We start from the raw sequence: 26938 nt of genomic DNA on the forward strand, positions 1-26938 counted from the left end.
GGGGCAGGCCGGCCCTGCCGGGCACGGCCATGGACAGCGGGCGGATCGTCGCCATATAACCGGCGTTATGGCGCGCCATTTTCTCAAGATGCACGGGCTCGGCAACGACTTCGTCGTTCTGGACGCCCGCCGTGATCCCCTGTCGTTGACGGGCGCGCAGGCGCGCGCCATCGCCGACCGTCATTTCGGTGTCGGCTGCGACCAGCTGATCATCCTGGAACCGCCGCAGTCGGCCGGCGCCGATGTCTTCATGCGTATCCTGAACCCCGACGGCAGCGAGTCCGGCGCCTGCGGCAACGCCACGCGCTGCGTCGCCGCGCTGGTGGCGACGGAAGGTGCCGGGCGGGATACCCTGACGGTGGAAACCATCAGCGGCCTGCTGCCCGCCGTCCGCCATGCCGACGGCACGGTGACGGTGGACATGGGGCCGGCCCGCCTGGACTGGCAGCAGATTCCCCTGGCCGAACCTGCCGATACCCTGTCGCTGGACGTTTCCGCCGGCCCGCTGGCCAACCCCTGCGTCGTCAACATGGGCAATCCCCACGCCGTCTTCTTCGTGGACGATGCCGAGGCGGTGGATCTGCCGACCTGGGGGCCGCAGCTGGAGCACCACACCGCCTTCCCCCAGCGCGCCAATATCGAGGTGGCGAGCGTCATCGCCCCGGGCCGCGTGCGCATGCGGGTGTGGGAACGGGGGGCGGGCATCACGCTGGCCTGCGGCTCGGGCGCCTGCGCCACCCTGGTGGCGGCTGTGCGCCGGGGCCTGACCGACGCCAAGGCGGAAATCGTCATGGATGGCGGGGCGCTGACCATCGAATGGCGCGCGGACGGACACGTCCTGATGACCGGCCCGGTGGCCACGTCGTTCAGCGGCGAACTGTCGGACAGCCTGCTGGCGGGCGGCCGGGAATGAGTGCTGAGCACATCCACGGCGACCATGACCACGATCATGAGCATCGCCAGGAGGGCTCCGGCCCTGAGGTTTCCGGTGAGGCCGGCGGGCCGCAGGTCGTCACCTTCGGCTGCCGCCTGAACACCTATGAGTCCGAGGTGATGCGCGACCACGCGCGGGCCGCCGGCCTGGGGCCCGTGCTGATCTTCAACACCTGCGCCGTGACCTCGGAGGCCGAGCGCCAGGCGCGCCAGGCCATCCGCAAGGCGCGGCGTGAGAACCCCGGCACCCGCATCGTCGTCACCGGCTGCGCCGCCCAGGTCAACCCCGGCACCTTCGCCGCCATGCCCGAGGTCGACCAGGTCCTGGGCAACGACCTGAAGCTGAAGGCCGACAGCTGGACCAGCTTCGGCACCGGCCTGGCGGAGCGGGTGATCGTCAACGACATCATGTCGGTGCGTGAGACGGCCGGCCACCTGATCCAGGGCATGGAAGGCCGCGCCCGCGCCTTCGTCCAGGTGCAGAACGGCTGCGACCACCGCTGCACCTTCTGCATCATCCCCTACGGCCGGGGCAATTCCCGCTCCGTCCCCATGGGGGAGGTGGTGACCCAGGTGCGCACCCTGGTGGAGCAGGGCTACCGTGAGGTGGTGCTGACCGGCGTGGACGTCACCAGCTATGGCCCCGACCTGCCGGGCACGCCCAGCCTGGGCCAGATGATCCGGCGCCTGCTGGCCCTGGTGCCGGAATTGCCGCGCCTGCGCCTGTCCTCGCTGGACCCGGTGGAGATCGACGACGACCTGTGGCGGCTGATCGCGGAGGAGCCGCGCCTGATGCCCCACCTGCACGTCAGCCTGCAGGCCGGCGACGACATGGTGCTGAAGCGCATGAAGCGCCGGCACAGCCGCGCCGACGCCGTGGCCTTTTGTGATCGCGCGCGCGCGCTGCGGCCCGACATGGTGTTTGGCGCCGACCTGATCGCCGGTTTCCCCACGGAAACCGACGGGATGTTCCAGAACACCCTGGATGCCGTGGCCGATTGCGGCCTGACCTGGCTGCACGTCTTCCCCTACAGCCCGCGCCCCGGCACGCCCGCCGCGCGCATGCCGCAGGTGGACAAGGCGGTGCGCAAGGACCGGGCGGCCCGTCTGCGCGCGGCGGGCGCGGTCGCGGTGCGCCAGCATTTGGCCGGCCAGCAGGGGCGCACCCTCACGGTGCTGGTGGAAAAGGGCCGCGTGGGCCGGACCGAACAATTCGCCGAGGTGCGGCTGGACCGCGACTTCGCGCCCGGCACGCTGGTCGATGCCCGCATTGTCGGGCTGGACGGGGACATGTTGATGGGTTGCTGCTGATGTTCGACTGGATCAAGCGTAAGAAGCCCGAAGCCCAGACCGCCCCCGCGCCAGCCCCAGTCACCATCGAGCCCGTTGCGCAACCGGAACAGGTTCCGGAGCCTGTGGTCGAGATGCCGGTCGCGGAGGCCCCCGTGGCCGAGGTCGTCGCGCCGCCTGTGCCCAAATCCGCCCTGGTGCTGGACGCTGCCCCGGTGGCCCCGGTGGAAGAGGCGCCCCAGGGCAACTGGCTGTCCCGCCTGCGCAAGGGGCTGTCCAAATCCACCAACCGGCTGACCGACGGCATCGGCGGCATCTTCACCAAGCGCAAGCTGGATGACGAGACGCTGGAGGAACTGGAGGAACTGCTGATCCAGGCGGACCTGGGGCCGGCCATGGCCGCCCGGGTGACGGCTGATCTGGCCAAAAGCCGCTTTGGCAAGGAAGTGTCGCCGGACGAGGTGAAGCGCTTCCTGGCGGATGAGATCGGCAAGGTCCTGGCGCCGGTGGCCCGGCCCTTGGTGCTGGATGGCGGTCACAAGCCGCACGTGGTGCTGGTGGTGGGCGTCAACGGCACCGGCAAGACCACCACCATCGGCAAGTATGCCCGCGAACTGAGTGCTGCCGGCAAGACGGTGTGGCTGGCCGCCGGCGACACCTTCCGCGCCGCCGCCGTCGCCCAGTTGCAGATTTGGGGCGAACGCACCGGCGCGCCGGTGATCGCCAAGGAAACCGGGGCGGACGCCGCGGGCCTGGCCTATGAGGCGCTGGAGAAGGCGCGTGCTGCCGGCGCCGACGTGCTGTTGATCGACACCGCCGGCCGCCTGCAGAACAAGCAGGGCCTGATGGATGAACTGCGCAAGATCGTGCGCGTCATCAAGAAGGTGGACCCCACCGCCCCCCACACCACCCTGCTGACCCTGGACGCCACCACCGGCCAGAACGCCCATTCGCAGGTGGAGGTGTTCAAGGAAATGGTGTCGGTCAACGGCCTGATCCTGACCAAGCTGGACGGTTCCGCCCGCGGTGGCGTGCTGGTGTCGCTGGCGCAGAAGTTCGGCCTGCCTGTGCACGCCATCGGCGTGGGCGAGGGCATCGACGACCTGCGGCCCTTCGACGCCCAATCCTTCGCCGCCTCCCTGGTCGGCCTGGACGAGACGCGCTGAACCTTCCGCGCCGGGTTCCCGGATAGTCGCGTTTCTGTATAGTCCCCCGGTATCCGCCCTCGACCAAGGCCAGGGGACCCGTCCGTGACCACGCTTGCCGACATTCTGCAGCAAGGCATCGCCCTGCATCAGGCGGGGCGCCTTGATGAGGCGGAGCCGCTGTACCGCCAGGTGCTGGCGGCCGTGCCGGGCCAGCCGGACACCTGCCGCCTGCTGGGTGCCTTGTACCTGCAAGGCGGGCGGCCGGCGCTGGCCATCGCCCCCTTGCGGGCCGTGCTGACGGCCAATCCCGACCATGCCGAGGCGCTGAACAATCTGCGCGTGGCCTATGCCGCCCTGGGCCAGGTGGATCAGGCTGTGGCCTTCCTGCGGGAATTGGTGGTGGCGCGTCCCCAGGCGGTGGCACCGGCCCTGGTGCTTGCCACCACCCTGTGGCAGGCGGGTCGCCCGGCGGAGGCGGTGCCCCATTTCCGCCAGGTCGTGGCCCTGGCGCCCGGCCATGCCGATGGCTGGGTCGGCCTGGCCCGCTGCCTGGATGCCGTCGGGCTGGAGGCCGATGACGGTGAGGAGGCCGACGCCGCCTATGGCCGGGCCATCGCCCTGACGCCGCAGCGCGCCGACCTGCTGGCGGCGCGCGGCGGCTTGCGCGACCGGCAGGGCCGATTCGATGACGCCGTTGTGGATTTGGAGGCGGCGCTGGCGCTGGACGGCGGCGTGGCGCTTTACCATTACAATCTGGGCCATGCCTTGCAGGGGGCGGGGCGGTGGGATGCGGCGCTGACGGCGTATGAGCGTGCGCTGGCGCTGGACCCCGGCCTGTCCGATGCCCTGCTGAACCTGGCCAACACCCTGATGGCGGCCGGCCGCGCGCGGGAGGCGGTGGTCCGCTACCTGCGCTTGCTGGCCGGCGCGCCCGCCCATGCCGAGGGGGTGCGGGGCCTGCTGCACGCCCTGCTGCTGACGCCCGAATTGCCGGATGAGGCCCGCCGTGCCCTGGAAACGGCGATCACGGCGGAACCCGGGAATGTCACCTGGCTGTCCGATTACGGCGCGCTGCTGCTGGAACGCGGGCTGCATCAGCCGGCGCTGGACCAGATCGCCGCCGCTTTGGCGCTGGATCCCGATTCGGTGCCGACGCTCAGCATGATGGGCGTCCTGCTGGACCGGGTGGGCAGGGTCGATGACGCGGCCGCCTTTCATGAACGCGCGGTCGAACTGGGCGGCGACCAGCCGGGCATCCTGAACAATATGGGCCTGCACCACCAGACGGCGGGCCGGGGGATGCAGGCGATCGCGTATTTCGCCCGCAGCCTGACCCTGGCGCCCAGCCCATCGGCGCACAGCAATTTGATCTTTGCGCATGATTTCGATCCCGCCATCGACATCGCCACCGGTCAGGCCGAACGCCGCCGCTGGTATGACCTCTATGGTCCGGAGGCGGCCGGCGGGGCCGCGGGTCGCGGATCGGCCCCCTGGCCTCCGGCGCCTTGGGCCAACCTGCCTGATCCCGACCGTCCCCTGACCATCGGCTATGTCTCCGCCGACTTCCGATCCCATTCCGCCGCCGCCTGTTTCTCCCCCGTGGTCTGCGGCCATGACCGGGCGGCGTTCCGCGTCATCTGCTATTCCAACTATGTGGTGACCGACCAGGTGACGGACCGCATCCGGGCGGCGGTTGACGGCTGGCGCGTCATCGTCGGCATGGACGACGCGGCAGTGGATCGCCTGGTGCGCGAGGACGGCGTTGACATCCTGGTCGATCTGTCCGGCCATTCGGGCGGCAACCGGCTGACCCTGTTCGCTGCTAAGCCGGCGCCCGTGCAGGTGTCCGCCTGGGGCCATGTCACCGGCACCGGCATTCCCGCCATGGACGCGCTGCTGGCCGATCCTGAGCTCATCCCGGCGGTGGAACGACCCTTCTTCGCCGAGCAAGTGATGGACCTGCCGTGCAGTCTCTGCTTTGAGCCGCCGCCCGATTGCCCGCCGGTGGCCCCGGGACCGGCGACGACGGGCGGACCGCTGACCTTCGGCTGCTTCAACCGCCTGGCCAAGGTGACGGACGACAGCCTGGATCTGTGGGCCATGGGCTTGCGGCTGCGTCCGGAAACCCGCCTGGTGATGAAGGACACCTCACTGGAAAATCCGGCGCTGCGGGCCGACCTGACGGCGCGGCTGGCCCGGCGCGGCGTGGCGCCGGAACGGGTGGAGTTGCTGGGCCGCACCTCGCGTGCCGACCATCTGGCCGCCTACGGCCGCATCGACGTGGCGTTGGATCCAGTGACCTATTCCGGCGGCGTCACCTCGTGCGAGGCCTTGTGGATGGGGGTACCGGTATTGGCCCTGCCGGCTGGCCTGAGCACGGCGGCGCGCAGTACCGCCGCCATTTTGCGGGCGGTGGGAATGACGGATTACATCGTGCGCACGCCCGAGGCTCTTGTCGCCCGCATGGCGGAACTGGCCGATGATCCGATGCGGGTCGCCGCCGGGCGGCTGGACCGCCGCGCGCGCCTGGCCCGCACCCCCGTCTTCGATACGGCCGCCTACACCCGGGCGGTGGAGGGGGTGTACCGCCAATTGTGGCGCGACTGGTGCGAAGCCGGAGTCGTGGCAAATTAACATGGCCGCGCTTGACAGCTTTTGCTGATTGGCGGACTATATTTAACGAAGCCGCACGCGGGGAAACCCGCTGCGGCTTTTGTATTTTTAAAAGACTTTGCCGACAAGGGTGACCGCCGGCGGCAATCCGGCCGCGGGCTGATCGGTCACCCTAGAATAAAAAAGGAGTTGTTCCATTGAACGCACCGGTTTCCCTGCAGGCTGACAAGGTCGTCACCTTTACCGACGCGGACGCCGCCTACGCCCATGTGCAGTCGCTTTATGACGACGCCATCGGCCACTTGCGGGCACGCTTCCAGGACTACGCGCGGGGGGAAGAGATCAAGAGCCGGGTGCGGCGCTTCTATCCCTTCGTGCAAGTGACGGTGGATCATGAGCCACGGGTGGACAGCCGCCTGGCCTACGGCTTCGTTTCCGGCCCCGGCACCTACCGCACGACGCTGACGCGCCCCGACCTGTTCGCCTATTATCTGCGCCACCAGTTCCAGCAACTGCTGCGCAACCACACCACCAGCATCGAGGTGGGGGTGAGCGACACGGCCATTCCCATCCAGTTCGCCTTCCCGGAAGGCATGCATGTCGAAGGCGACCTGTCGCCGGAGCGGCTGTACAAGCTGCGTGAGGTGTTCGACCTGCCCGACCTGGCGGTGATGGACGACAGCATCGTCAACGGCACCTACGACTGCCCCGCCGGCTCGCCCGAGCCGCTGGCCCTGTTCACCGGCCCCCGCGTGGATTACAGCCTGCACCGGCTGAAGCATTATTCCGCCACGGCGCCGGACCATTTCCAGAACTACGTGCTGTTCACCAACTACCAGTTCTACATCGATGAGTTCGTGCGCCGTGGCCTGGAGGCCATGGAACCGTCGGACGATCCCGAGGTGCAGGCCTACCGCGCGCAATATGTGGCGTTCGTGGAACCTGGCGACCACGTGACTTTCAATCAGGGGCTGGAGCCCGGCCGCGCGGCGGAGGGCGAACGGGTGAAGCGCCTGCCGCAGATGCCCGCCTACCACCTGAAGCGGGCGGACGGCAACGGCATCACCATCGTCAACATCGGGGTCGGGCCCAGCAACGCCAAGACCATCACCGACCATATCGCCGTGCTGCGGCCCCACGTCTGGCTGATGCTGGGCCACTGCGCCGGCCTGCGGGAGACGCAACGCCTGGGCGACTACGTCCTGGCCCACGGTTACGTGCGTGAGGACAAGGTGCTGGACGCCGACCTGCCCACCTGGATCCCCGTGCCGCCCCTGGCCGAGGTGCAGGTTGCCCTGGAAAAGGCGGTGGGCCAGGTCACGGGCCTGGAGGGATGGGAGCTGAAAAGCCTCATGCGCACCGGCACCGTCGCCACCATCGACAACCGTAACTGGGAACTGCGCGACTATCACGAGCCGGTGCAGCGCTTCAGCCAGAGCCGCGCCATCGCGCTGGACATGGAATCGGCCACCATCGCCGCCAACGGCTTCCGTTTCCGCGTGCCCTACGGCACCCTGCTGTGCGTATCCGACAAGCCGCTGCATGGAGAGTTGAAGTTGCCTGGCATGGCCAACCATTTCTATCGCGCCCGCGTCGACCAGCACCTGGCCATCGGCATGCTGGCCATGGAACTGATGCGGGAGAACGGGCTGGAAAAGCTGCACAGCCGCAAGCTGCGCAGCTTCGTCGAAGCGGCGTTCCAGTAATGGCGCAACTGATCCGCCTGTTGCTGGAATGGGGTCCCCTGGTCGTCTTCTTCGTCGCCAACGCCAAGGGCGGCATCATGGTCGCCACCGGCGCCTTCATGGTCGCGGCGGTGGTGGCCCTGCCCATCTACCGCAAGCTGGACGGCAAGTGGCCGGTGATGCCGCTGGTCACCTGCGGCTTCGTGCTGGTGTTCGGCGGCCTGACGCTGTGGCTGAATGACGCGACCTTCATCAAGGTCAAGGCCACCATCATCTACCTGCTGTTCGCGGTGGCGCTGGCCGTGGGCCTGGCCCTGCGGCGCAACCTGCTGGCCCATGTGCTGGTGGGGGTGGAGATGGACCCGGCTGGCTGGCGCCGCCTGACCGGCCGCTGGATGGTGTTCTTCCTGGCGCTGGCCGCCGCCAACGAGGTGGCCTGGCGCCTTCTCACCACCGACCAGTGGGTCGCCTACAAGTCCTTCGTGGTCATCCCCCTGTTCGTGCTGTTCAGCATGGCGCAGGTGCCGTTGATCCTGCGCCACCAAGTGGCGGAACCGACGGGGGACGATGCCGGCCCGGCGGAGGCCAAGGGCGACGGGGCGTGAGGGCGATGGCGGCGGTGACACGGGTGTTCCGCCGGGCTGGCGCCGGCGCGATGCTGCTGGGGCTGGCGGCCTGCGCCGGCGGGGGCGCGCAGGAACGGGGGACCGCCCTGCACCACCTGGGTGGTCCGGCCGACGGCGTGATGCTGCCCGGTCCCGTGGCGGATGTGCCCGCCGCCGTGCCGGCCGGTGATCAGGTCAGCCCCACCCCGGCCGATCAATCTGATCCCGCCAGTGCTTCCCCGCCGCGCCGCGCCGCCGCTGTCCACCACCCGGCCGCAGCACCGCCCACGGCGGCCGGTCCGGTGGCCCCGCCGGCGGAGGCCCCCGTCCAGGAGGTGCTGGTCACGCCGCTGGACGTCAGCGGCTATTGGAAGATCACGGCCCGGTCCACCTTCGGCCTGGCGGAGTCCGCCTTCTACAAACGCTACGAGAACGACAGCCACATCTGCCGCTTCGAACAGCGGCTCACCCGCTTGCTGGCCTATTGCCCGCTGCTGGACTCGGTGGGCGAGGGGGAACTGGACAACCATCACCTCAGCCTGTCGTGGAGCCTGGCGGGCGGCATCGCCTTCCATGTCGATGCGGAGGTCGAGGGCGTGCCGGGTGGGGAACTGTCCTTCACCGGCCAGGCGGCCGGCCGGTTGGTCGGCCTGTTGCCCATCACGGCCAAGGTGCCGGCGCAGGGCGCGCGCTTTCAGCCGCCGGCCGAGGACACGCCCGCCGCCACCCCGCCCAGCCTGGCCCCCCTGCGCCAGGCCTTGCGGGACTGGGACAGCGGCCAGCTGACGCCGGGGCTGTACACCCCCAACCTCCTGCCCCGGCTGACCAAGCTGCTGGCGCGGCCGGACCGGGCCGCCGGGCGCGGTCCGTTGCAGCAGTTGCGCTATCTGGGCAGCATCCAGCGCGCGCTGAACAAGAAGAACGATCCCGACGCCCGCGTGACCCACGATGTCTTTGAGGCCCGGTATGAGGCCGGCACCTGGCTATGCGTGGTGCATGTGGGCGACGACGGCAAGATCAGCGATTTCGCGTGCTGATCGTGGCGGCCCCGTTACCGGGCTGCCGCCGGTGTTACGGCCCGGTAAATTCGGGTAACCCCCCGGTTTCAAAGGCTGGCCGCGCTTCGCCCCCGGTGTAGGACTTAGAGGCAGGGCAGGTCCCGTTGGGCCTGGCACGACCGAACAAGGGGGTATGGGGAATGCGCAAACTGGTGATGGCCGGCGCCGCCGTCGGCTGCGTGGCCTTGAGCGGCTGTGTCGCTTCCATCAATTCACATGATGACGACATGCACGTGTCCAACATGTCCCGCACCGCCACCAGCATCTGCCGGCGGGAGGTGGATCACGTCTACGACGACTATTACCGGATTTCCTTCGATATGCCGGTGCTGTCGACCGAGGCCGATGGCCGCCAGGTGGTGGTCCAGCCCTTCAATCTCATGCCCCGCAAGGACATTGCCGGTGCCGCCGGCCACCACGTCACACGGTGTGTCGTGCGGGACGGCGCCTTGCTGACGATTAGCGAGGATCGCTGACAGCCGTCAGGGTGTCCCGGGAGGCACTCCAGCGGGGCCACCCGCGGCGTCGATGGTCAAGCCAGGCACCCACCAGGGTCAAGGCCAAGCCGGCGGCAAAGGCGGCATAACCCCAGCCCATATAGGGTGGCAGGAATCGGAACATGATTTCCGACCGGCCGGCGGGCAAGTCCACCCGCTGGAACAGGGGGGCATCGGGTACCACTGGCCTGGCCTGCCCGTCCACGGTCGCGGTCCAACCCCGCAGGAAAAGCTCCCGGCGCCGCAGGGGGGCTGGCGCTGGGCAATTCGCCACCACAACGTCGCGCGATTGCGGTCCCAACGTGCAACCCGGCGCGGAGAAATAGGGGGCAGGATTCGGCAACTCATAGATCGACATGATGGTATCGGTGTAGACGCGCTTGAACGCCGCACCGTCGTGGGTGCTGAGCGCCACCTTTACCTGGCGCCCCGGAACCGGCGCATCATTGACCCTCAGTGTGTAGCCGCTATCGCTCGGCGTGGGCCATCCCCACAGGGCGACGGGGTTGCTGCCCCCCATCTTGCGGACCGTGATCACCAGGTCATGCTGGACCGAAGGCAGGGGATGGTCGAGTTGGAAGGCGAGGAAGCGGTTGTCGCCGGCGGTATCGAGGCTGGCTTGCCCGGCCGCGCAGGCGTCGTCCGCACACGCCGTCAGGGTCATGGTGCCATCGCTCTTGCCGCCATAGGTGGCGATCAGCAACTTGACGCTGTCGACGACATCGCTCAAACCGGGGTTGGGCACGGTGATGATGGCCTGGTCGCCGTCGCCCAGGGCAATGGGGATATTGCCGCCGTTGACGTTTTTCTGGCCGGACGGGAACCAGTCGAAGGGGTTGTCGGGGAAGGTGACAACGTAGCGCACACCCACGTCCTGATAGGCGTCAATGTTGCGCAGCAGGTTGTCCATCGCCGTCGGCCCATCGCGGTTCTGCCGGTCGAGGCCATCGAACACCTCTTTCAGGCTGTTGTCGTCGAGCCGGCTCATGACATGGTCCACCCAGGCCTGGGGGACGGGTAGATCATTGTGGTTGATGCTGGCGATGCCGAAATAGGACCCGTAATTCGGCTGGATGGCGCCCATGGTGAAGAAGCGTTGAAGCCCCAGGTTCTGTTGCAGGAAATGCACACCGCCCAGTTCCAGGTGGCCCTTCCGCGGGAAGCTGAAGGTCGGCACCATCAAAAGCAGGATGGCCTCCGCTGAGATGACGGCGCCGACCACCTGTCCGCGCAGGCGCCCGGTGGCGGGGACGATGCCCATGACGATCAGGGTGAGCGCGCCGAACACGGCCAACCCGACGGAAGGCAGGAACGACCTGGGCTTGTCGGGAAAGGCGAAATGCTGTTGGGCAAGAACCACACCCACTGCGAGGATGATCGCCATGATGCCCAGGCCGGCCCAGTAAGGCCGGGCGGCCCGCACCCGCGTGCCCGCCGCCAGATCTTGAAGGGCGAGGCCGGAAAGCACGGCCAAGGCGAAATCGATCGAGGGCGGCAGGTAACGGAAGAACGCTGCCGTGCCGACGCCCGGGACCGACGTCACCAGGGGGGTGATGATCGGCGCGCCATAGAGCGAGCCGCCGGCGATTACCGCCCAGGCCGCCAGCGCCCATCGCAAGGTACGATGGGGCCGACCCCACAGCCCCATTAGCGCCGTGGCCGTCAGGCCAAGGCCGGCATACCCGCCAACGCCGCCCCAGAAGAACGCGTCCTGGGGCAGCATGGGCTGCACCTGCAAACCGAACAGATAGGGGCTGAAGGCCCGGATGAAGTGGGTCGCGTCCAGATGGGCGTGACGGAACCCTTCCCCCCCATGCCCGCCAAGAAAGGCGTCGGGCAAATAAGTCAGGAAGGCGATCACTGGCGGGGCCGCCAGCAACAGCCCAGCTACCGCGCCCAGGCTGACACGTGCCAGATAGGCGGCCCGGCGGGCGGCGGGGAGGGATGGCAGGCGGGCGAGGGTCCAGGCGCCGATGAGAAGGCCGTCCAAGTAAGCCATTTCCGGGAAACCGGCATATAGGGAAAGGGCGAGCCCTACGGGGATCCAGAACCATCCCCGGCCATTCCCGGCTTCAACGCCGGCCCGTGTGGCTTCCACGCCTAGAAGGACCATGGGCAGGAAGGGAATGGGGTTGACGACGGCGTTGGCCAGCCAGGCGAAGGTACCGTTGAATTCGAACAGGATACCGGCGACCCCGGCGGCCAGCGCTGGCGCGCCCAGACGGCGCAACACCAGCACCGTGAACAGGCCGGCGATGAGCTGCAGCGACAGGTGCATGAAAAGCTGGCCGTTGGGAAGGGCCAGCAGGAGGTTGAGCGGGAACAGGGCGGCCGATTGCATTTCGCCCGCCAAGGGCGAACCGACGCCTTCGTAGGGGTTCCACCAGGGAATATGCCCCGATAGCCAATCCAGCGCCGCGCGGTGCCCCAGGGCGTGGCTTGTGAACGCGATGTTGGGATCCAGGGTGGGCAGGCCGTGCTGAACGATCCCGTTTGCCAAACCACTGTGGAGATACAGCGGATCGGCAATGAAAAAGCCCAGGATCAGGTGGAGCTTCGCTAGAAGAGGGGTGAGCAGGACCGCGATGATCGCCCCCCGGTATGACCGCATTCCCCGTATTGGTTGGCCCGGTTCTGGCCGATCCGGTTTCGGCGGGACATCCTGCGACGTGGCGGCTGCGGGCGACGCGGAGAAGGCGGTGTTTGCGGTCATGGCTCGTCGTTTGATGAGGCGGAAGGTCCGTCAGCGAAAGCAGGCCCGGATGGGATGAAGGGGGCTTGCCGGTCAGCGGATGATCAGCTTATCCGCAGCCTGGATGGGCGATTCTGCGTGCATTTGCAACTTGGCATTCAATTTTGCGAAGGCCAAGAAAAAGGCCGCAGGGGATATTCCACCTGCGGCCCTTATCGGCCATGCCCTGTCTCAGGCTGCCGGCCAGTCTCAGCCGGCGCGGGCCACCATCAGCTTCTTGATCTCGGCGATGGCCTTCGCCGGGTTCAGGCCCTTGGGGCAGGTCTGGGTGCAGTTCATGATGGTGTGGCAGCGGTACAGCCGGAAGGGGTCTTCCAAATTGTCCAGGCGGTCACCCGTCATCTCGTCCCGGCTGTCGGCGATCCAGCGGTAGGCCTGCAGCAGGATGGCCGGGCCCAGATACTTGTCGCCGTTCCACCAATAGCTGGGGCAGCTGGTGGAGCAGCAGAAGCACAGGATGCACTCATACAGGCCGTCCAGCTTCTCGCGTTCCTCGGGGCTCTGCAGCCGCTCGCGCGAGGGGGCCGGGCTCTGGCTTTGCAGCCAGGGTTTGATCGACGTGTACTGGGCATAGATCGTGTTCAGGTCGGGGACCAGATCCTTCACCACCGGCATGTGCGGCAGCGGGTAGATCTTGACGTCGCCCTTCACGTCCTCGATCGGCTTCAGGCAGGCCAGCGTGTTCCGGCCGTCGATGTTCATGGCGCAAGAGCCGCAGATGCCCTCGCGGCACGACCGGCGGAAGGTCAGCGTGCTGTCGACGTCGTTCTTAATGTGGATCAGGGCGTCCAGCACCATGGGGCCGCACTTGTCGAGATCGATCTCGTAGCGGTCCTCGGTGGGGTTGGTGCCCTTGTCCGGGTCGTAGCGATAGATGCGGAAGGTCTTGGCCCGCTTGGTGGCGGACGTCTTCACCGACGTGGTCTTGCCGGCGTGAACCTTGGAATTGGCGGGAAGGGAGAACTCGGCCATGGCATCGGATCCGTTCGGCTAAGGCGTCAGTAGACTGCGCTTCTTGGGCGGGATGACGTCAATGTCACCGGTCAGGGTGTACATATGGACGGGGCGGTCACCGAGGGTGACGGCGCCCTTTTCATCCACCCAGGACGTGGTGTGCTTCATCCACTCGTGGTCGTCGCGGTCGGGGAAATCCTCACGGGCGTGCGCCCCGCGGCTTTCCTTGCGGTTGGCGGCCGAGTTGATGGTGACCACGGCCTGGCGCATCAGATTGTCCAGTTCCAGCGATTCCACCAGGTCGGAGTTCCAGATCAGCGAGCGGTCGCTGATGGCGATGTCACCGCGCTTTTCCCACACGCCCTTCATCAGCTCCACGCCTTCCTCCAGCACCTCGCCGGTGCGGAAGACGGCGCAGTTGTTCTGCATGATCTTCTGCATTTCCAGGCGCAGGTGGGCGACGCGGGTGCCGCCCTTGGCGTTGCGGTGGTGGTCCAGGTGGGCCAGCGCCTTGTCCGTCACGTCCTGCGACAGGGTCTTGTGCGCGGCACCCTTCTTCACCGTCTCGGCGGCGCGGTTGGCGGCGGCACGGCCGAACACCACGAGGTCGAGCAGGGAGTTGGAGCCCAGGCGGTTGGCGCCGTGCACCGACACGCAGGCCGCCTCGCCGATGGCCATCAGGCCCGGGACCACGCGGTCCGGATCCTCGGCCGTCGGGTTGATCACCTCACCATGATAGTTGGTGGGGACGCCGCCCATGTTGTAGTGCACGGTCGGCAGCACGGGGATGGGCTCGCGCGTCACGTCCACGTTGGCGAAGACCTTGGCGGTCTCGGCGATGCCGGGCAGGCGTTCGTGGATGATGGCCGGGTCCAGATGTTCCACGTGCAGGTGGATGTGGTCCTTGCCCGCACCCACGCCGCGGCCCTCGCGGATTTCGACGGTCATGGAACGGCTGACCACGTCGCGGCTGGCCAGATCCTTGGCCGACGGGGCGTAACGCTCCATGAAGCGTTCACCCTCGCTGTTGGTCAGGTATCCGCCTTCGCCGCGCACGCCCTCCGTGATCAGGCAGCCGGAGCCGTAGACGCCCGTGGGGTGGAACTGCACGAACTCCATGTCCTGCATCGGCAGGCCGGCACGCAGCACCATGCCGCCGCCGTCACCGGTGGAGGTGTGGGCCGAGGTGCAGCTGAAATAGGCGCGGCCGTAACCGCCGGTCGCCAGCACCGTCTGGTGGGCGCGGAAGCGGTGGATGGTGCCGTCGTCCATGTTCAGGGCCAGCACGCCCTTGCACTCGCCGTCTTCCATCAGCAGGTCCAGCGCGAAATATTCCACGAAGAACTCGGCTTCGTGCTTCAGGCTCTGCTGATACAGGGTGTGCAGGATGGCGTGGCCGGTGCGGTCGGCCGCGGCACAGGTGCGGCGAGCCTGGCCCTCGCCGAAGCGGGTGGTCATGCCGCCGAAGGCGCGCTGGTAGATCTTGCCTTCCGGGGTGCGCGAGAACGGCACGCCGTAATGTTCCAGCTCGATGATGGCCGGGATGGCCTCACGGCACCATGTACTCGATGGCGTCCTGGTCGCCCAGCCAGTCCGACCCCTTGACGGTGTCGTACATGTGATAGCGCCAGTCGTCCTCGCCCATGTTGCCGAGGGCTGCGGAAATGCCGCCCTGGGCCGCCACGGTGTGGCTGCGGGTGGGGAACACCTTGGTGATGCAGGCCGTCTTCAGGCCCTTTTCGGCCATGCCGAAGGTCGCGCGCAGGCCGGCACCGCCGGCGCCCACGACGACGACGTCGTACTGATGGTCGATGATGGGATAGGCGTTAGCCATGACAGTCCTTCCTCACGCCCCGAAGGCGATCTTGAGCACGGCGAACAGGCTGGCGGCGGCCAGCGCGAGGGCGGCGCCGTTCGTCAGCCCGATGGCGGCCAGGCGCGCCAGCTTGCCGTGGATGTAATCCTCGTACACTTCCCGCATGCCGAGGGCGGCATGGTGGAAGGTGGCGGTCAGGGTGATCAGCAGCAGGATCGCGTTCAGCGGCTGATGCACCCAGGCGACGGCGTCGGCATGCTCCGCCTTGGCCAGGCGGACGATGGAGATCAGGAACCAGATGGTCAGCGGCACCAGCAGCACCGCCACCATGCGGTAGCTCAGCCACTGGGCGCCGCCGCTCTTGGCGGAACCGAGGCCGCGCACGCGACCCAGGCGCGTGCGGAAGCCGTTGTCGGAATTGGAAGCCATGAATGCGCGCTCCGGATCAGAGGGCGAACGCGGCGATCCAGACGATCGCCGTCAGAACGATGGAGCCGCCAAACACGATGGCGGAGCTGCGCAGGGCGTTGGCGTTGGTGATGCCGACGCCCGTGTCCCAGATCAGGTGCGAAATGCCCTTCAGCAGGTGGTAGGCGAACGCCCAGGTCCAACCCAGCAGGCACAGCAGGCCGATGGGGCTGCTCAGCACGGTGTGCGCCGTGTCGTAATCGTCCGGACCACTGGCGGTCGCGATCAGCCACCAGGTCAGCACCAGCGTGCCCACGGTCAGGGCGATGCCGGTGATGCGGTGCGTGATCGACGATACGGCGGGCAGGGGTAGGCGATAGACCTGGAGGTGGGGCGACAGCGGCCGTGCCTTCTTGGCCACGCTGGTCTCGCTCATGATTCGCGCGTCCTCGTCCTTTTGGATTATCAGGTGCCGGTGCCTCATTGGCCATTTGACGCACCCGACATGCGGGTCGGGACGCCGGCCGAATTGTTGCACCGCCGGGGGCGGATAGGATGTGAAGTCAATTACGCCCCTGCCCCTTGTCCGTCAACGCCCTGTCTGGGGCTGACTTTTACGAATACAAGGGGTGGATGCATGGGTGCGTGAGGATTTCGGCATGGCTGGGGGAAGTATGGTTGCCAGGCGATATTTTGGCCGCGGGGGTGGGCCGACGCTGGGTCGGGTGACGGTTACGGTGCCGTCATGACCGCGACTGGCCCCAACGTCCTTCCTGGACTGGATGATAACGCCTTGTGCCGCCTGCTGGAGGATCTGTGCCTGTCGGCTTGGCCGGCGCTGAAAACAATTTACGACGACGGCTGGGTGCTGCGTTTCGCGCAAGGGCACACGGGCCGTGCGAACTCCGTCAACTGCCTGTCGGCCGGGACCCTGGCCGTGGCGGACAAGGTGGATGGGGCGGAACGGGCATACACCCGCGAAGGCCTGCCCACCCGTTTCCGCATCACGCCGCTGGCGCCCGATGCCCTGGTCGCGGAACTGGACCGGCGCGGCTACGCCTGGCGGGAGGAAAGCCTGGTGCAGGTGGCGCCGCTGTCTGTTCCGCCTGTGGGGGCGGATGATTCCGGCCTGGACTGGCGCGTCCAGGAGGCCCCCGGTGAGGACTGGCTGGCGGGGTATGAGGCGGCAGCATCCGTGCCGGAGCGCGAACGTGCCGCCATGCGCGCCCTGCTGGCGGCCATCGCCCCGCCCACCCTGTATGTCAGCGCCTGGGACGGCGCCCGTTTCACCGCCGGCGCCCTGGGCGTAGTCGATCGCGGCTGGCTGGGCCTCTACAAGGTGCTGGTGGCGCCGCCGTACCGGGGGCGGGGCCTCGCCCCCATCCTCACCCAGCGCCTGATGGCGGCCGGCGCGCGGGCCGGCGCCACCCGGGCCTACCTGCAGGTGGGCGCCGCCAACCATCCGGCACTGGCCACATACGCCCGGCTGGGGTTCGGGACGGTGTATCGCTACCAGTATCGACAGGCACCGGTTGTGGCGAATTCTTGATGGGTTCCGATCGTTCCGGTAGATTGCCTGTCGGGCAACTCTGGCGGGGCATTGGGCATGGGCGTGGTGGCGGCGGCCAAGGGCGGCCTGTTCTTGGCCCTATTGGGTCTAGGGGTGATGGGGGCCGCCCGCGCGGAGGCGGCGGAGCCGACATTGGAGTCGATCACCAAGATCGTCGAAACCTACCTTTTCACGGATGACCCGGACGGTCGTGGCGGCCTGATCGAATTTCACGACGGTTACAAATTCGTCCAGTGCCGCCACCTGCCGCACCAGACATCCGTGGTCTGCGAAGCGGCCGGGACGCGGGGGCAGCCTTGGATGCGGCACCCCTTGACCAAGGAACGACGGGCGGCACTGAAGGAACTGGGGTTCGTCGCCGACCGCCAGACCGGCAACTTCATACGGCGGTGGGATCCGCCGCCCCAACCCGGTGTCCTGATGGGGTTCATGGTGCATGCCCTGGATGTCGGCTATGGCGGCAGCGGGCAAGATGACGAGCTGCAATACGGCTGGTTCCCCGCCACCGATTGCCCGCCGCGCGTCGCCGCCGGAAACGCCTATGGTGGGGCCGTGGCCTTCGAAGGCACCAAGCCGAGGATCGCGGCGGGGTGTTCCCTGGAAGCCGTGGCGGAAGCGGAGGCGAAGCCGCTGCCGCGCCCGCCCGCCATGCCGGCCGATGCCGCCGACATCCTGGCCCGGCAGTCCCAGACCATCACGGAAAGCGTGGGCTGGATAAGCGGCGGTACGGGGCCGGAGCACCGGATCGCCATCTTCTCCTGGGGGGATTTCTACATCCAATGCATGAAGGCGGAGGAACCGTCGATGCAGTGCGAGGTGGTGTCCGCCGATGTCGATCCCCATCTGAAACCCATGCTGAACGCCGCCGCCGGCCGCCGACTGCAAAAATTGGGCTTTCTGGAGCCTGGCTATTCCATGAACTATGCCCAGGCATTTCCCCTGAAAGCCGGTGCCGGGGACGACGACACCAAGGCCATCGTCGGCACCTTGATGCGGGCGGCGCTGGAGGCATTCGGCACCTACACCTTCCTGCCGCTGGAGGTGAAGCGCCACACCACCTCGCACGCCGCCACCTCGCACGCCGGTTGATGGCACTGTTGTTGGCGCTTGGGAATGACCCTGATGAGACTCAAGGCAACGATGGCGGGTTTGGTGGCGGCCTTGGCCCTGCCCCTGGCCGGGCTGGCGAAGGAAACCCCGCGCGGCGAATTGACGACGGCGCTGGCCGCCCTGTCACACGCTGACGAGATGGACGGGCGCGGCCCCGCCGTGGAGGCACGCGACGGCTATATGTTCGTCCAATGCCGGCGCATGCCTCATGAGGCATCCGTGACGTGCGAGGCGACGGGCCCGCGCGGGCAGCCCTGGATGCGCCATCCCCTGACCAAGGAGCGGCGGGCGGCGCTGAAGGAACTGGGCTTCGCCGCCGATCGGAAGACGGGCAATTTCATTGATCGGCTGGACGTGCCGCCGTCCGCCCAGGCGCTGGCCGATCTGATGATCGCGGCGCTGGTGCGCGGCTACGGCAGTGATGAGGCTGACATCAGGGTCGATACCGGTTCATTTCCGGCCGTGGCCTGCCCGCCGCGCTATCCCGCCGGTGGTCAGTTCGGGGGAGAGGTCATTGCCCGGGACCGGGGCCTGGGCGCGCCGGTGGAGGGATGCGAGGTCAAGGCGGTGAAGGCCGAGGCGCTGGCGTCCTCACGCTTGCCGCGCCCCCTGCCGGTGGCACCCATGGGGGCCGGCGATGCCCAGGATGTGATGGAAAGCAATGTCGCGGCGCTCACCGACGCGGTCGGTTGGCTGATGGACGGCACCCCCACGGGCACCCGGGTCGCAAGTTTCGATTGGGGCGATCTTTTCATCCGCTGCCTGAAGCCGCGCGACCCGGTGGTCGTGTGCGAGGTGGAGTCGGCGGAGGAAAACCCCAACCTGCGCCACATCCTGACACCGGCGGTGGGGCGCAAGCTGCAGGCCATGGGTTTCCGCGAACCCGGCTACACCATGAACTACTCAAGACGCTTTGCCGCCGACAAGGCGAAGACGCCGGAGGCGGTTAAGGTCCTGGCCCAGGCGGCGATGGAGGCGTTCGGCGGCTATGTGCTGCTGCCGCTGGATGTGAAGCGCTACGTCTCCGCCGGCGCCTGAGGGCGGTGTCAGCCCCCGTTGGCTGCCGCGCTGATCGCTTCCGCCAGCGCCACCAGCCGATGGGCCTCGGCCACGTGCAGGGCCTCCACCAGCTTACCGTCCACCAGCACCACCGCCTTGCCCTCGGCCATGGCCTGGGCGTGGGCCTGGATGACGCGGCGGGCGCGGTCCAGGGACGCGGCGTCCGGGGCGAAGGCCCGGTTGGCGGCGTCCAGTTGTTTGGGGTGGATCAGGGTCTTGCCGTCGAAGCCCAGTTCCACGCCCTGGCGGCAGGCGGCCTCCAGCCCCTCGGCATCGTCCAGGTCCAGGTGCACGCCGTCCAGGATGGCCAGGCTGTGGGCGCGGGCGGCCAGCAGGCACAGGCCGAGCGCCGTGATCATGGGCAGGCGCATCGGCGTGTGATGGGCGTGCAGTTCCTTGGCGAGATCGGACGTGCCCAGCACCAGGCCGGCCAGGCGCGGGCTGGCCGACGCGATCTCCTTGGCGTTCAGCATGCCCAGCGCCGTTTCCATCATGACCCACAGGGCCAGGCCGTCCGGCGCGCCGGATGCCGCCAGCAGGCGGTCGGCCTGGCGCACGGCCTCCGCCGACTCAACCTTGGGGATCAGCACACCGTGGGCGCCCGCCTTCGCGGCGGCGACCAGGTCGGCCTGGCCCCAGGGCGTGTCCAGGCCGTTGGTGCGAATCAGCAGTTCGCGCGACCCGAAACCGCCGGCCGCCACCGCCGCCAGCACCTGCTCGCGGGCCAAATCCTTGGCGTCGGGTGCCACCGCGTCCTCCAGATCCAGGATCAGGACGTCGGCCGGCAGGCTTCTGGCCTTTTCCAGGGCACGGGGGTTGGACCCCGGCATGTACAGGGCGGAGCGGCGGGGACGTATCGGGGCGGCGGGCATGCGGTGGCGTTCCAGCGGGTTGTCGGTGTCGGTGGCCCACCATACCGCCAAGCCGAATACGGGCAACCCTGTGATGGCCGCGACGGCTGACGGGGTCCTGTCCGTGGTAACAGGCCAGCGGCCTCATGATACCGTCATGCGGCTTGCCCATCCGTGGCCGTGGGACTACCCCTAGGGCGGGGGTGGCCGACACCCCGAGGCCGAAATTCCTGCAGGAGCGTTTCCCCCATGCGGTCGCGTACCCGTCGTTCTTCTGTTGTCCAGGGCATCGTTCCGGCCGTTCTGCTGATCCTGTCCGCCGCCGTGGCATCGGCGCAGGCGCCGGCCCCCCCCCAGGACGGGGCGGCACCCGGCGCGGGGGAACCGGTGACCGCCAACCAGCCGCTGCTGCGCGATCCGCGCCTGGTGGGCAACGCCAAGGCGCCGCCGCGCGACGTGGAATGCGCCGTCTCGGCCGCCAGCCCGTGCGCCGGGCGCATGGATTTCAACGACGGCCGCAGCTTCGGCTTCAAGATCGCCGGCCCGGGTGAGGCGCTGTTCCACAACACCGGCAACCGCCGCTGCACCATGGAATACATCCTGACCGACAGCACCATGGCCACCGCCGGCCGCACCATGGATCTGGCGGCGGGCGGCGCCACCACGCTGAAGGTACCCGACGGCCAGGGCATCCATGTCCGTCTGTCGGCGCGCGGCATGTCGCTGCCCACCTGTGAGTTGGAAGTGACCGTCCGGTAGGCTGGTTGCGCCGTTCCTTGGTGCGCACAGAACTGCGACCATTGGCCCATTGTCCGCAGTCAATCACTTGCGGTTTTTGGCTGTAAATTTCAGAACGATACCGCTATCTGGTTGTTCCTTTTAGGGGAATCCCGGAACAACCGTGCTGCGGAACGACGATGAAAGAATGGGAAAGGCAGTTCAACCGGCAGGGGTTCCTGCTTTTGCCGGGGTTTTATGCTGCCGCGGAAATGGACCGGATCGCGCAGGAAATCACCGACTGCAAGCGGGCACGACCCGGAAACGTGGTGGTGGATCTGCTGGACAACGGTGAGCGGACCGTCCTCGGACTGCTTTCCGAGGAAGAAATCTTCCGGCGGCGCATGAAGATCAACGACCTGTATCTGACGATGCCGTCGGTGCGGGAATTGGCCTTGTCCAGTCGGCTGGCACCAATACTGAAACGGCTGCTGGGGCATAAGCCCGCCTTGTGCAACAGCCTGTATCTGGAAAAGGGCAGTGCCCAGGCGCCGCACGTCGATGCCCTCTACATGACGCCGCGAACCGACAGCCACCTGATCGCCTCATGGGTGGCGCTGGAGGATTCGCACCCCGACGCGGGACCGCTGGAATATTTCCCGGGCAGCCACCGCATTCCCCAGATGCGCTTCAGCAACGGCACCTACCATGCCGTTCCGGATGAGATGCCGGCCTGGGAACGGTACATGGCGGACCAGGTGCGGGCCGCCGGCCTTCAGAAGCTGCAATTCTCCGCCAGGAAGGGGGATGTCTTCATCTGGCATTCCAACCTGCTGCATGGCGGCGGGGCCATCAACAACCTGGAACTGACCCGTAAGTCATTGGTGTTCCATTACTACTCATTGAAGGACGCCAAGGCCATCGGTTGGGAGAGGGTGGCCTTGAACGGCACCTATTGGATGAACCGGGCGCCGCAACCGGTGCCGGACGTGGTTCAACGCCGGCTGACCTTCGATGAGACGGCGTATCTGAGATTGTATCCCGACGTGGCCGAGGCCGTACAGGCCGGGCAGTTCCCGTCGGGGAAGGCGCATTTCGAATTGTATGGCGCCGCCGAAGGCCGTTCCCCGGGTTGATATCGGGCCACCGCTTGGGGAACGGATGGTCCCCCAAGCGCGGCAGGCGTGTCAGCGCAGATGATCCTTGGCCAGGCGCTCGGCGATCTGCACCGCGTTCAGGGCGGCCCCCTTGCGCAGGTTGTCCGCCACCACCCACAGGTTCAGGCCGTTCTCCACCGTGATGTCCTCACGCAGGCGGCTGACGAACACCAGATCGTCGCCCGCGACCTCCACCGGGGTGACGTAACCCTCGTCGGCGCGGTGGTCGATCAGCGACACGCCCTTGGCCTTGCGCAGGACGGCGCGGGCCTCATCGGCGCTGATCGGGTTCTCGAACTCCAGGTTGATCGCCTCGGAATGGCCGATGAACACGGGCACGCGCACGCAGGTGGCCGTCACCTTGATGGACGGGCCCAGGATCTTCTTGGTTTCCACCACCATCTTCCACTCTTCCTTGGTGGTGCCGTCGTCCATGAAGACGTCGATGTGGGGAATGACGTTGAAGGCGATCTGCTTGCTGAACTGCCGCTTCTCGATGGGATCGTTCACGTAGATGGCGCGCGTCTGGGTGAACAGCTCATCCATCGCCTCCTTGCCGGCCCCCGACACCGACTGGTAGGTCGAGACGACGACGCGGCGGATGCGCGCCAGGTCGTGCAGGGGCTTCAACGCCACCACCATCTGGATGGTGGAGCAGTTGGGGTTGGCGATGATGCCCTTCTTCTTGTAGCCGGCGATGGCCTCGGGGTTCACCTCCGGCACCACCAGGGGCACGTCCGGGTCCATGCGGAAATGGCTGGTGTTGTCGATCACCACCGCGCCGGCCGAGGCCGCCTTGGTCGCGAACTGGGCCGAGACCTTGGCGCCGGCGGACGACAGCACGATGTCGGTGCCGCTGAAATCGAACTTGGACAGGTCCTGGACACGCAGGTCATCGTCACCGAAGCTGACCTCCGACCCGATGGAGCGTTCGGAGGCGAGTGCCACGACCTGGGTGACCGGGAATTCCCGTTCCGCCAGGATCTGCAGCATTTCGCGGCCGACATTGCCCGTGGCGCCCACGACGGCGACTTTGTAGCCCATGGTTCCGCTCCTTCGAGATCTTATACTGGGGTTGTGACCCGGGGGCCGGCCGCTTGCGGGGGCGGGGGGCACTCTGATCTAATCGGGCGGAGACTTAAGGTGCGCAACGCCGCTTTGCAAGCGCACAGGCGGCAGGGGCGCCCCGCGACCGGTCCAATAACGGGAGGGGAACATGGCGGCCGATACGGGAACAGATGGGGCGCCTTCAGCGCGCCTCTCCACTTATGAGGCCTTCTGGCCCTTCTATCTGGCGGAACACGGCAAACCCACCACCCGGGCCTGGCATTATGTGGGCACCGGCCTGGCCATGGCGGCCCTGGTCGCCGGCCTATGGACGGGCGATTGGCGTTTCTTCGTGGCGGCGCCCGTTTCCGGCTATTTCTTCGCCTGGGTCAGCCACTTCTTCATTGAGCACAACCGGCCCGCCACCTTCACCTACCCGCTGTGGTCGCTGGTCAGCGACTATCGCATGTTCTTCCTGTTCCTGGGCGGCCGGCTGGGGACGGAACTGCGCCGCCACGGACTGGCCAGCTGACGCCGTCCAGATCCAACCGCCTTATCGAAAAGGACCATGCACCTTGGCCGTGATCGTCGATACCATAGCCCAAGCGATCAAGCGGGCCGACAAGACGCTCTTTAACGAAAACTACACCAAGCAGGCCCAGGCTGTGATCGATGGCCTGCGCAAGGCCGGGTTTGAGGTTGTGCCCCTCAAGCCGCCGGAAGTACTGGTGGAATACGCGGTGAACAACATTCCCTTCGGGCGCCTGCGCCCGTCGGAACTGATCCGCACGCTGTATTCGACGATGGTGGAGAATTGCCGCAAGTTCGTTTCGTAAGCCTGTGTCTCGGGTTTCCGAAAATGACAGCATGTCGCATTGGCGGCCGGTGAATCCGCTTCAAAAAAGTACGATGGCGGTGCAACAATGTCGTCAGCACACCCATTTCGGGGTAGCGGCGGTGGTAATCCGGATGGCTAGGCGGGTATGCAGCCTGAACGTCAGTACCAGGAAGGGTTCGTTTGGCCACGGGTGGCGCCGGCCGAGTTGATCGAGGCGGCGCGCCGTCATGAGCGCCTGATCGAGGGCCGCATCGGCGGCGCCCGGTTCGCCTTCGTGCTGCACGACCTGCGCGGCGCCATCCTCTCCTCCCTCAATCTCAGCGATGCCGACCTGACGGGCAGCCGCCTGGACCAGGCGCAGATGGTGGGCACGCGCCTGCGGGGCGCCTCGCTGTTCGCCTGCGATTTCCGCTTGGCTTGCCTGCGCCAGGCCGATTTGTCCAAGTCCGACCTGCGCGGGGTCAGCATGCGCGGCGCCGACCTGACCAAGGCCCGCATGCGCGAGGCCGACGTGCGCGAGGCGGTGCTGGCCGTCTATCGCGGCGGCAAGCCCCTGCCGGAAACCTTCGATGGCCGGGTGCCGGACCTGACATCGGCCATCGTGGTCGGCGCCGACATGGCCGACAGCCGCATGAACGGCGCCTGGACCCTGAACGCCGACTTCACCGACGCCAACCTGGCGGGCGTGGATTTGCGCGGCGCCGACTTGCGCGGCGCGGTGTTCAAGGGCGCCAACCTGCAAGGCGCCAACCTGTCGGAAAGCAAGCTGCAGGGTACCGCCTTTGCCGGGGCGCTGCTGACCGACACCATCTTCAACGACGCGCTGCTGGAGGATGCCAACTTCCGCGGCGCCATCATGGAACCCACCCTGGCCGGCCGCCTGCGCGGCAAGGGCGCCATCCTGCCCGGTGAGGATGGGGCGGACGCGCGTCCGGTGGAGGACATCGTGGGGGATCACGCCACCTGGGTGGCCGCCGCCGGCCGGTCCGGCGCCCGCGCCGACCTGTCGGGGCGCGACCTGTCGGACATGACCCTGTCGGGCCGCAACCTGACGGCGTCCAAGCTGGCCTTCGCCGTGGCCCGGCGCCTGGTGCTGACGGGATCGTCCCTGGTGATGGCCGACCTGGAATGCATCGACCTGCAGGACGCGGTGATGGTGGGGGTGGATGCCCGCGGCGCCAATTTCGAACGCGCCCACCTGAACGGCGCCGATCTGCAGAAGGCCAATCTGGGCCTGCTGGAAAGTGCGGAGCAGCCGGACCGCAAATGGCCCGCCCGCCTGACCCGCGCCCGTCTGCGCGGTGCCAACCTGCGGGGCGCCAACCTGCGCGGTGCCATCCTGCGCGAGGCCGACCTGTCCGGCGCCGACCTGCGCGAGGCGCATCTGGAGGGGGTCGTGATGGAAGGCGCGAATACCGCGCAGGTGCGGGCGCGGTAGTTTTTGGGTGTTCCCTCAGTCGCCGGGCGGCCACATCCGTGGCCTTGGCTTGTCCTCGATTTCCAGTCCGCCTTCGGCTCCCCAGAAATCTCCGGCGGCCGCGGTTGCGGCCTACGGCATGAGAAACCTCATGCCGGCAGAAAAACAAAAGGCCCGGGAAGCGTCGCTGCTGCCCGGGCCTTTCTCATTCCGTCGAGGGTATGCCTCAGGCGGCGAGTTTATCCAACTCACGCAGGATGCTGTCGCCCATCACGGAGGTGGAGCAGCGGGCCATGCCGGGGGACATGATGTCGGCCGTGCGCATGCCGCCCTTCAGGACGTTCTGCACCGCCCGGTCCAGCAGGTCGGCCTCTTCGCTGCGGTCGAAGGAGTAGCGCAGCGCCATGCCGAAGCTCAGCAGCGAGGCGATGGGGTTGGCGATGTCGCGGCCGGCGATGTCGGGGGCGGAACCGTGCACCGGCTCATACAGCGCCTTGCGGCGGCCGGCGGCGTCGGTGGCGCCCAGCGAGGCGGACGGCAGCATGCCGATGGAACCGGTCAGCATGGCGGCCTGGTCCGACAGCATGTCGCCGAACAGATTGTCGGTGACGATGACGTCGAACTGCTTGGGATTGCGCACCAGCTGCATGGAGCAGGCGTCGGCCAGCATGTGGCTCAGTTCCACGTCGGTGTTGGCCTTCTGGTGCAGGGCGATCACCTCCTGCCGCCACAGCAGGCCGGATTCCATCACGTTGCCCTTTTCGCTGGAACAGACGCGGTTCTGGCGCTTGCGGGCCAGGTCGAAGGCCACCTGGGCGACGCGGTGGATTTCCGGGGTGGTGTAGACCTGGGTGTTCACGCCGCGACGGATGCCGTTGCCCAGGTCCTCAATGCCGCGCGGCTCACCGAAGTACACGCCGCCCGTCAGTTCGCGGACGATCATGATGTCCAGGCCGCGCACCACCTCGGGCTTCAGGGTCGAGGCGTCGACCAGGGCGTCGAACACCACGGCCGGGCGCAGGTTGGCGAACAGGTCCATTTCCTTGCGCAGGCGCAGCAGGCCGGCCTCGGGCCGCTTGTCGAAGCCGACATTGTCCCACTTCGGGCCGCCGACGGCGCCCAGCAGCACGGCGTCGGACGCCAGCGCCTGTTCCATGGTGGCGTCGGACAGGGGCACGCCGTGGGCGTCGATGGCGCAACCGCCCACCAGGCCTTCCGACACGGTGAATTCCAGGTCGCGGCGCTTGCCCATCCAGTCGATGACGCGTCGGACCTGGCGCATGACTTCCGGCCCGATACCGTCGCCCGGCAGCATGAGAAGAGAATAAGCGGCCATTGGATGAACCCTTTTCGTCGGATGGCGTGGCACGGGCCCCGTGGCCGCCGCCCGGCGCTGTCGCGGGAAGGGATGGC

At 67.6% G+C, this 26938-nt stretch carries 23 protein-coding genes and 1 pseudogene; 16 read left to right on the forward strand and 8 right to left on the reverse strand.

The window, feature by feature from the left end:
• Positions 1-67 precede the first annotated feature (67 nt).
• The 8 genes from dapF to PW843_23480 all read left to right on the forward strand — a co-directional run bounded on the left by dapF (position 68) and on the right by PW843_23480 (position 9808).
• A complete protein-coding gene (gene dapF / locus PW843_23445; protein MDE1149520.1) occupies positions 68-913 on the forward strand; it encodes a diaminopimelate epimerase in 846 nt (281 codons plus the stop codon).
• Positions 910-2244 (forward strand): tRNA (N(6)-L-threonylcarbamoyladenosine(37)-C(2))-methylthiotransferase MtaB, encoded by a 1335-nt coding sequence (gene mtaB / locus PW843_23450; protein MDE1149521.1) that lies wholly within the window; start codon positions 910-912, stop codon positions 2242-2244. The genes dapF and mtaB overlap by 4 nt, the downstream gene beginning before the upstream one ends.
• Positions 2244-3389 (forward strand): signal recognition particle-docking protein FtsY, encoded by a 1146-nt coding sequence (ftsY, locus tag PW843_23455; GenBank protein MDE1149522.1) that lies wholly within the window; start codon positions 2244-2246, stop codon positions 3387-3389. The genes mtaB and ftsY overlap by 1 nt, the downstream gene beginning before the upstream one ends.
• 84 nt (positions 3390-3473) lie before the next feature.
• Positions 3474-6005, forward strand: coding sequence for a tetratricopeptide repeat protein (locus tag PW843_23460; protein ID MDE1149523.1), 2532 nt, complete (start codon positions 3474-3476; stop codon positions 6003-6005).
• A gap of 176 nt (positions 6006-6181) precedes the next feature.
• The gene (locus PW843_23465) at positions 6182-7690 is read left to right on the forward strand and encodes an AMP nucleosidase (protein MDE1149524.1); all 1509 of its coding nucleotides are present in this window, start codon (positions 6182-6184) and stop codon (positions 7688-7690) included.
• Positions 7690-8274 (forward strand): septation protein A, encoded by a 585-nt coding sequence (locus PW843_23470; protein MDE1149525.1) that lies wholly within the window; start codon positions 7690-7692, stop codon positions 8272-8274. The genes PW843_23465 and PW843_23470 overlap by 1 nt, the downstream gene beginning before the upstream one ends.
• 5 nt (positions 8275-8279) lie before the next feature.
• Entirely contained in the window at positions 8280-9311 is a 1032-nt protein-coding gene (locus tag PW843_23475; GenBank protein ID MDE1149526.1) for a hypothetical protein, read from the forward strand.
• A gap of 161 nt (positions 9312-9472) precedes the next feature.
• The gene (locus tag PW843_23480) at positions 9473-9808 is read left to right on the forward strand and encodes a hypothetical protein (protein ID MDE1149527.1); all 336 of its coding nucleotides are present in this window, start codon (positions 9473-9475) and stop codon (positions 9806-9808) included.
• On the opposite strand, the gene PW843_23485 is transcribed toward PW843_23480, so the two are convergent.
• From PW843_23485 to sdhC, 5 genes and pseudogenes are all read right to left on the reverse strand, one after another.
• The gene (locus PW843_23485) at positions 9792-12542 is read right to left on the reverse strand and encodes a hypothetical protein (protein MDE1149528.1); all 2751 of its coding nucleotides are present in this window, start codon (positions 12540-12542) and stop codon (positions 9792-9794) included. The two genes, PW843_23480 and PW843_23485, sit on opposite strands and share 17 nt — an antisense overlap.
• Before the next feature lie 228 nt (positions 12543-12770).
• A complete protein-coding gene (locus PW843_23490; GenBank protein MDE1149529.1) occupies positions 12771-13553 on the reverse strand; it encodes a succinate dehydrogenase iron-sulfur subunit in 783 nt (260 codons plus the stop codon).
• Positions 13554-13571: 18 nt separating this feature from the next.
• Positions 13572-15369 (reverse strand): annotated as a pseudogene (sdhA, locus tag PW843_23495) (succinate dehydrogenase flavoprotein subunit).
• 12 nt (positions 15370-15381) lie between these two features.
• Positions 15382-15780, reverse strand: coding sequence for a succinate dehydrogenase, hydrophobic membrane anchor protein (sdhD, locus tag PW843_23500; protein ID MDE1149530.1), 399 nt, complete (start codon positions 15778-15780; stop codon positions 15382-15384).
• Between the two features lie 16 nt (positions 15781-15796).
• Positions 15797-16195: a succinate dehydrogenase, cytochrome b556 subunit gene (gene sdhC / locus PW843_23505; protein MDE1149531.1), complete on the reverse strand. Its 399-nt coding sequence runs from the start codon at positions 16193-16195 to the stop codon at positions 15797-15799.
• A gap of 309 nt (positions 16196-16504) precedes the next feature.
• Between sdhC and PW843_23510 the strand changes: the two genes are divergently transcribed.
• From PW843_23510 to PW843_23520, 3 genes are read left to right on the forward strand one after another with little or no spacing between them, the layout of a single operon-like run.
• The gene (locus PW843_23510; protein ID MDE1149532.1) at positions 16505-17308 is read left to right on the forward strand and encodes a GNAT family N-acetyltransferase; all 804 of its coding nucleotides are present in this window, start codon (positions 16505-16507) and stop codon (positions 17306-17308) included.
• Positions 17309-17365: 57 nt separating this feature from the next.
• A complete protein-coding gene (locus PW843_23515; GenBank protein ID MDE1149533.1) occupies positions 17366-18418 on the forward strand; it encodes a hypothetical protein in 1053 nt (350 codons plus the stop codon).
• Between the two features lie 33 nt (positions 18419-18451).
• The gene (locus PW843_23520; GenBank protein ID MDE1149534.1) at positions 18452-19477 is read left to right on the forward strand and encodes a hypothetical protein; all 1026 of its coding nucleotides are present in this window, start codon (positions 18452-18454) and stop codon (positions 19475-19477) included.
• A gap of 8 nt (positions 19478-19485) precedes the next feature.
• On the opposite strand, the gene PW843_23525 is transcribed toward PW843_23520, so the two are convergent.
• Positions 19486-20370 (reverse strand): CoA ester lyase, encoded by an 885-nt coding sequence (locus PW843_23525; protein ID MDE1149535.1) that lies wholly within the window; start codon positions 20368-20370, stop codon positions 19486-19488.
• A 228-nt stretch (positions 20371-20598) separates the two neighbouring features.
• On the opposite strand from PW843_23525, the gene PW843_23530 reads away from it, so the two are divergent.
• A complete protein-coding gene (locus tag PW843_23530) occupies positions 20599-21108 on the forward strand; it encodes a hypothetical protein (GenBank protein ID MDE1149536.1) in 510 nt (169 codons plus the stop codon).
• A gap of 158 nt (positions 21109-21266) precedes the next feature.
• Positions 21267-22202 (forward strand): phytanoyl-CoA dioxygenase family protein, encoded by a 936-nt coding sequence (locus tag PW843_23535; GenBank protein MDE1149537.1) that lies wholly within the window; start codon positions 21267-21269, stop codon positions 22200-22202.
• Positions 22203-22253: 51 nt separating this feature from the next.
• Here the strand turns inward: PW843_23535 and PW843_23540 are convergent, their stop codons facing one another.
• Positions 22254-23267 (reverse strand): aspartate-semialdehyde dehydrogenase, encoded by a 1014-nt coding sequence (locus PW843_23540; protein MDE1149538.1) that lies wholly within the window; start codon positions 23265-23267, stop codon positions 22254-22256.
• 172 nt (positions 23268-23439) lie between these two features.
• On the opposite strand from PW843_23540, the gene PW843_23545 reads away from it, so the two are divergent.
• The 3 genes from PW843_23545 (at position 23440) to PW843_23555 (ending at position 25546) form a co-directional block, all read left to right on the forward strand.
• On the forward strand, positions 23440-23802 hold the full coding sequence (locus PW843_23545) for a DUF962 domain-containing protein (protein ID MDE1149539.1): 363 nt from the start codon (positions 23440-23442) through the stop codon (positions 23800-23802).
• Between the two features lie 49 nt (positions 23803-23851).
• The gene (locus tag PW843_23550) at positions 23852-24106 is read left to right on the forward strand and encodes a hypothetical protein (protein MDE1149540.1); all 255 of its coding nucleotides are present in this window, start codon (positions 23852-23854) and stop codon (positions 24104-24106) included.
• A gap of 147 nt (positions 24107-24253) precedes the next feature.
• On the forward strand, positions 24254-25546 hold the full coding sequence (locus tag PW843_23555) for a pentapeptide repeat-containing protein (GenBank protein MDE1149541.1): 1293 nt from the start codon (positions 24254-24256) through the stop codon (positions 25544-25546).
• A gap of 205 nt (positions 25547-25751) precedes the next feature.
• On the opposite strand, the gene leuB is transcribed toward PW843_23555, so the two are convergent.
• Positions 25752-26861 carry a 3-isopropylmalate dehydrogenase gene (gene leuB, locus PW843_23560; GenBank protein ID MDE1149542.1) on the reverse strand — a complete coding sequence of 370 codons (1110 nt, stop codon included), beginning with the start codon at positions 26859-26861 and terminating at the stop codon, positions 25752-25754.
• Between the last annotated feature and the right edge of the window lie 77 nt (positions 26862-26938).

It is taken from the genome of Azospirillaceae bacterium (assembly GCA_028283825.1).
GTDB lineage: Bacteria > Pseudomonadota > Alphaproteobacteria > Azospirillales > Azospirillaceae > Nitrospirillum.

Coding starts and splice junctions, on each gene's coding strand:
- PW843_23510 (MDE1149532.1), top strand. CDS start 16,505: ATGACCGCGACTGGCCCCAACGTCCTTCCTGGACTGGATGATAACGCC.
- PW843_23520 (MDE1149534.1), top strand. CDS start 18,452: ATGAGACTCAAGGCAACGATGGCGGGTTTGGTGGCGGCCTTGGCCCTG.
- PW843_23470 (MDE1149525.1), top strand. CDS start 7,690: ATGGCGCAACTGATCCGCCTGTTGCTGGAATGGGGTCCCCTGGTCGTC.
- PW843_23515 (MDE1149533.1), top strand. CDS start 17,366: ATGGGCGTGGTGGCGGCGGCCAAGGGCGGCCTGTTCTTGGCCCTATTG.
- PW843_23490 (MDE1149529.1), bottom strand. CDS start 13,553: ATGGCCGAGTTCTCCCTTCCCGCCAATTCCAAGGTTCACGCCGGCAAG.
- PW843_23545 (MDE1149539.1), top strand. CDS start 23,440: ATGGCGGCCGATACGGGAACAGATGGGGCGCCTTCAGCGCGCCTCTCC.
- PW843_23480 (MDE1149527.1), top strand. CDS start 9,473: ATGCGCAAACTGGTGATGGCCGGCGCCGCCGTCGGCTGCGTGGCCTTG.
- sdhD (MDE1149530.1), bottom strand. CDS start 15,780: ATGGCTTCCAATTCCGACAACGGCTTCCGCACGCGCCTGGGTCGCGTG.
- PW843_23530 (MDE1149536.1), top strand. CDS start 20,599: ATGCGGTCGCGTACCCGTCGTTCTTCTGTTGTCCAGGGCATCGTTCCG.
- ftsY (MDE1149522.1), top strand. CDS start 2,244: ATGTTCGACTGGATCAAGCGTAAGAAGCCCGAAGCCCAGACCGCCCCC.
- sdhC (MDE1149531.1), bottom strand. CDS start 16,195: ATGAGCGAGACCAGCGTGGCCAAGAAGGCACGGCCGCTGTCGCCCCAC.
- mtaB (MDE1149521.1), top strand. CDS start 910: ATGAGTGCTGAGCACATCCACGGCGACCATGACCACGATCATGAGCAT.
- dapF (MDE1149520.1), top strand. CDS start 68: ATGGCGCGCCATTTTCTCAAGATGCACGGGCTCGGCAACGACTTCGTC.
- PW843_23525 (MDE1149535.1), bottom strand. CDS start 20,370: ATGCCCGCCGCCCCGATACGTCCCCGCCGCTCCGCCCTGTACATGCCG.
- PW843_23535 (MDE1149537.1), top strand. CDS start 21,267: ATGAAAGAATGGGAAAGGCAGTTCAACCGGCAGGGGTTCCTGCTTTTG.
- leuB (MDE1149542.1), bottom strand. CDS start 26,861: ATGGCCGCTTATTCTCTTCTCATGCTGCCGGGCGACGGTATCGGGCCG.
- PW843_23475 (MDE1149526.1), top strand. CDS start 8,280: ATGGCGGCGGTGACACGGGTGTTCCGCCGGGCTGGCGCCGGCGCGATG.
- PW843_23485 (MDE1149528.1), bottom strand. CDS start 12,542: ATGACCGCAAACACCGCCTTCTCCGCGTCGCCCGCAGCCGCCACGTCG.
- PW843_23540 (MDE1149538.1), bottom strand. CDS start 23,267: ATGGGCTACAAAGTCGCCGTCGTGGGCGCCACGGGCAATGTCGGCCGC.
- PW843_23555 (MDE1149541.1), top strand. CDS start 24,254: ATGCAGCCTGAACGTCAGTACCAGGAAGGGTTCGTTTGGCCACGGGTG.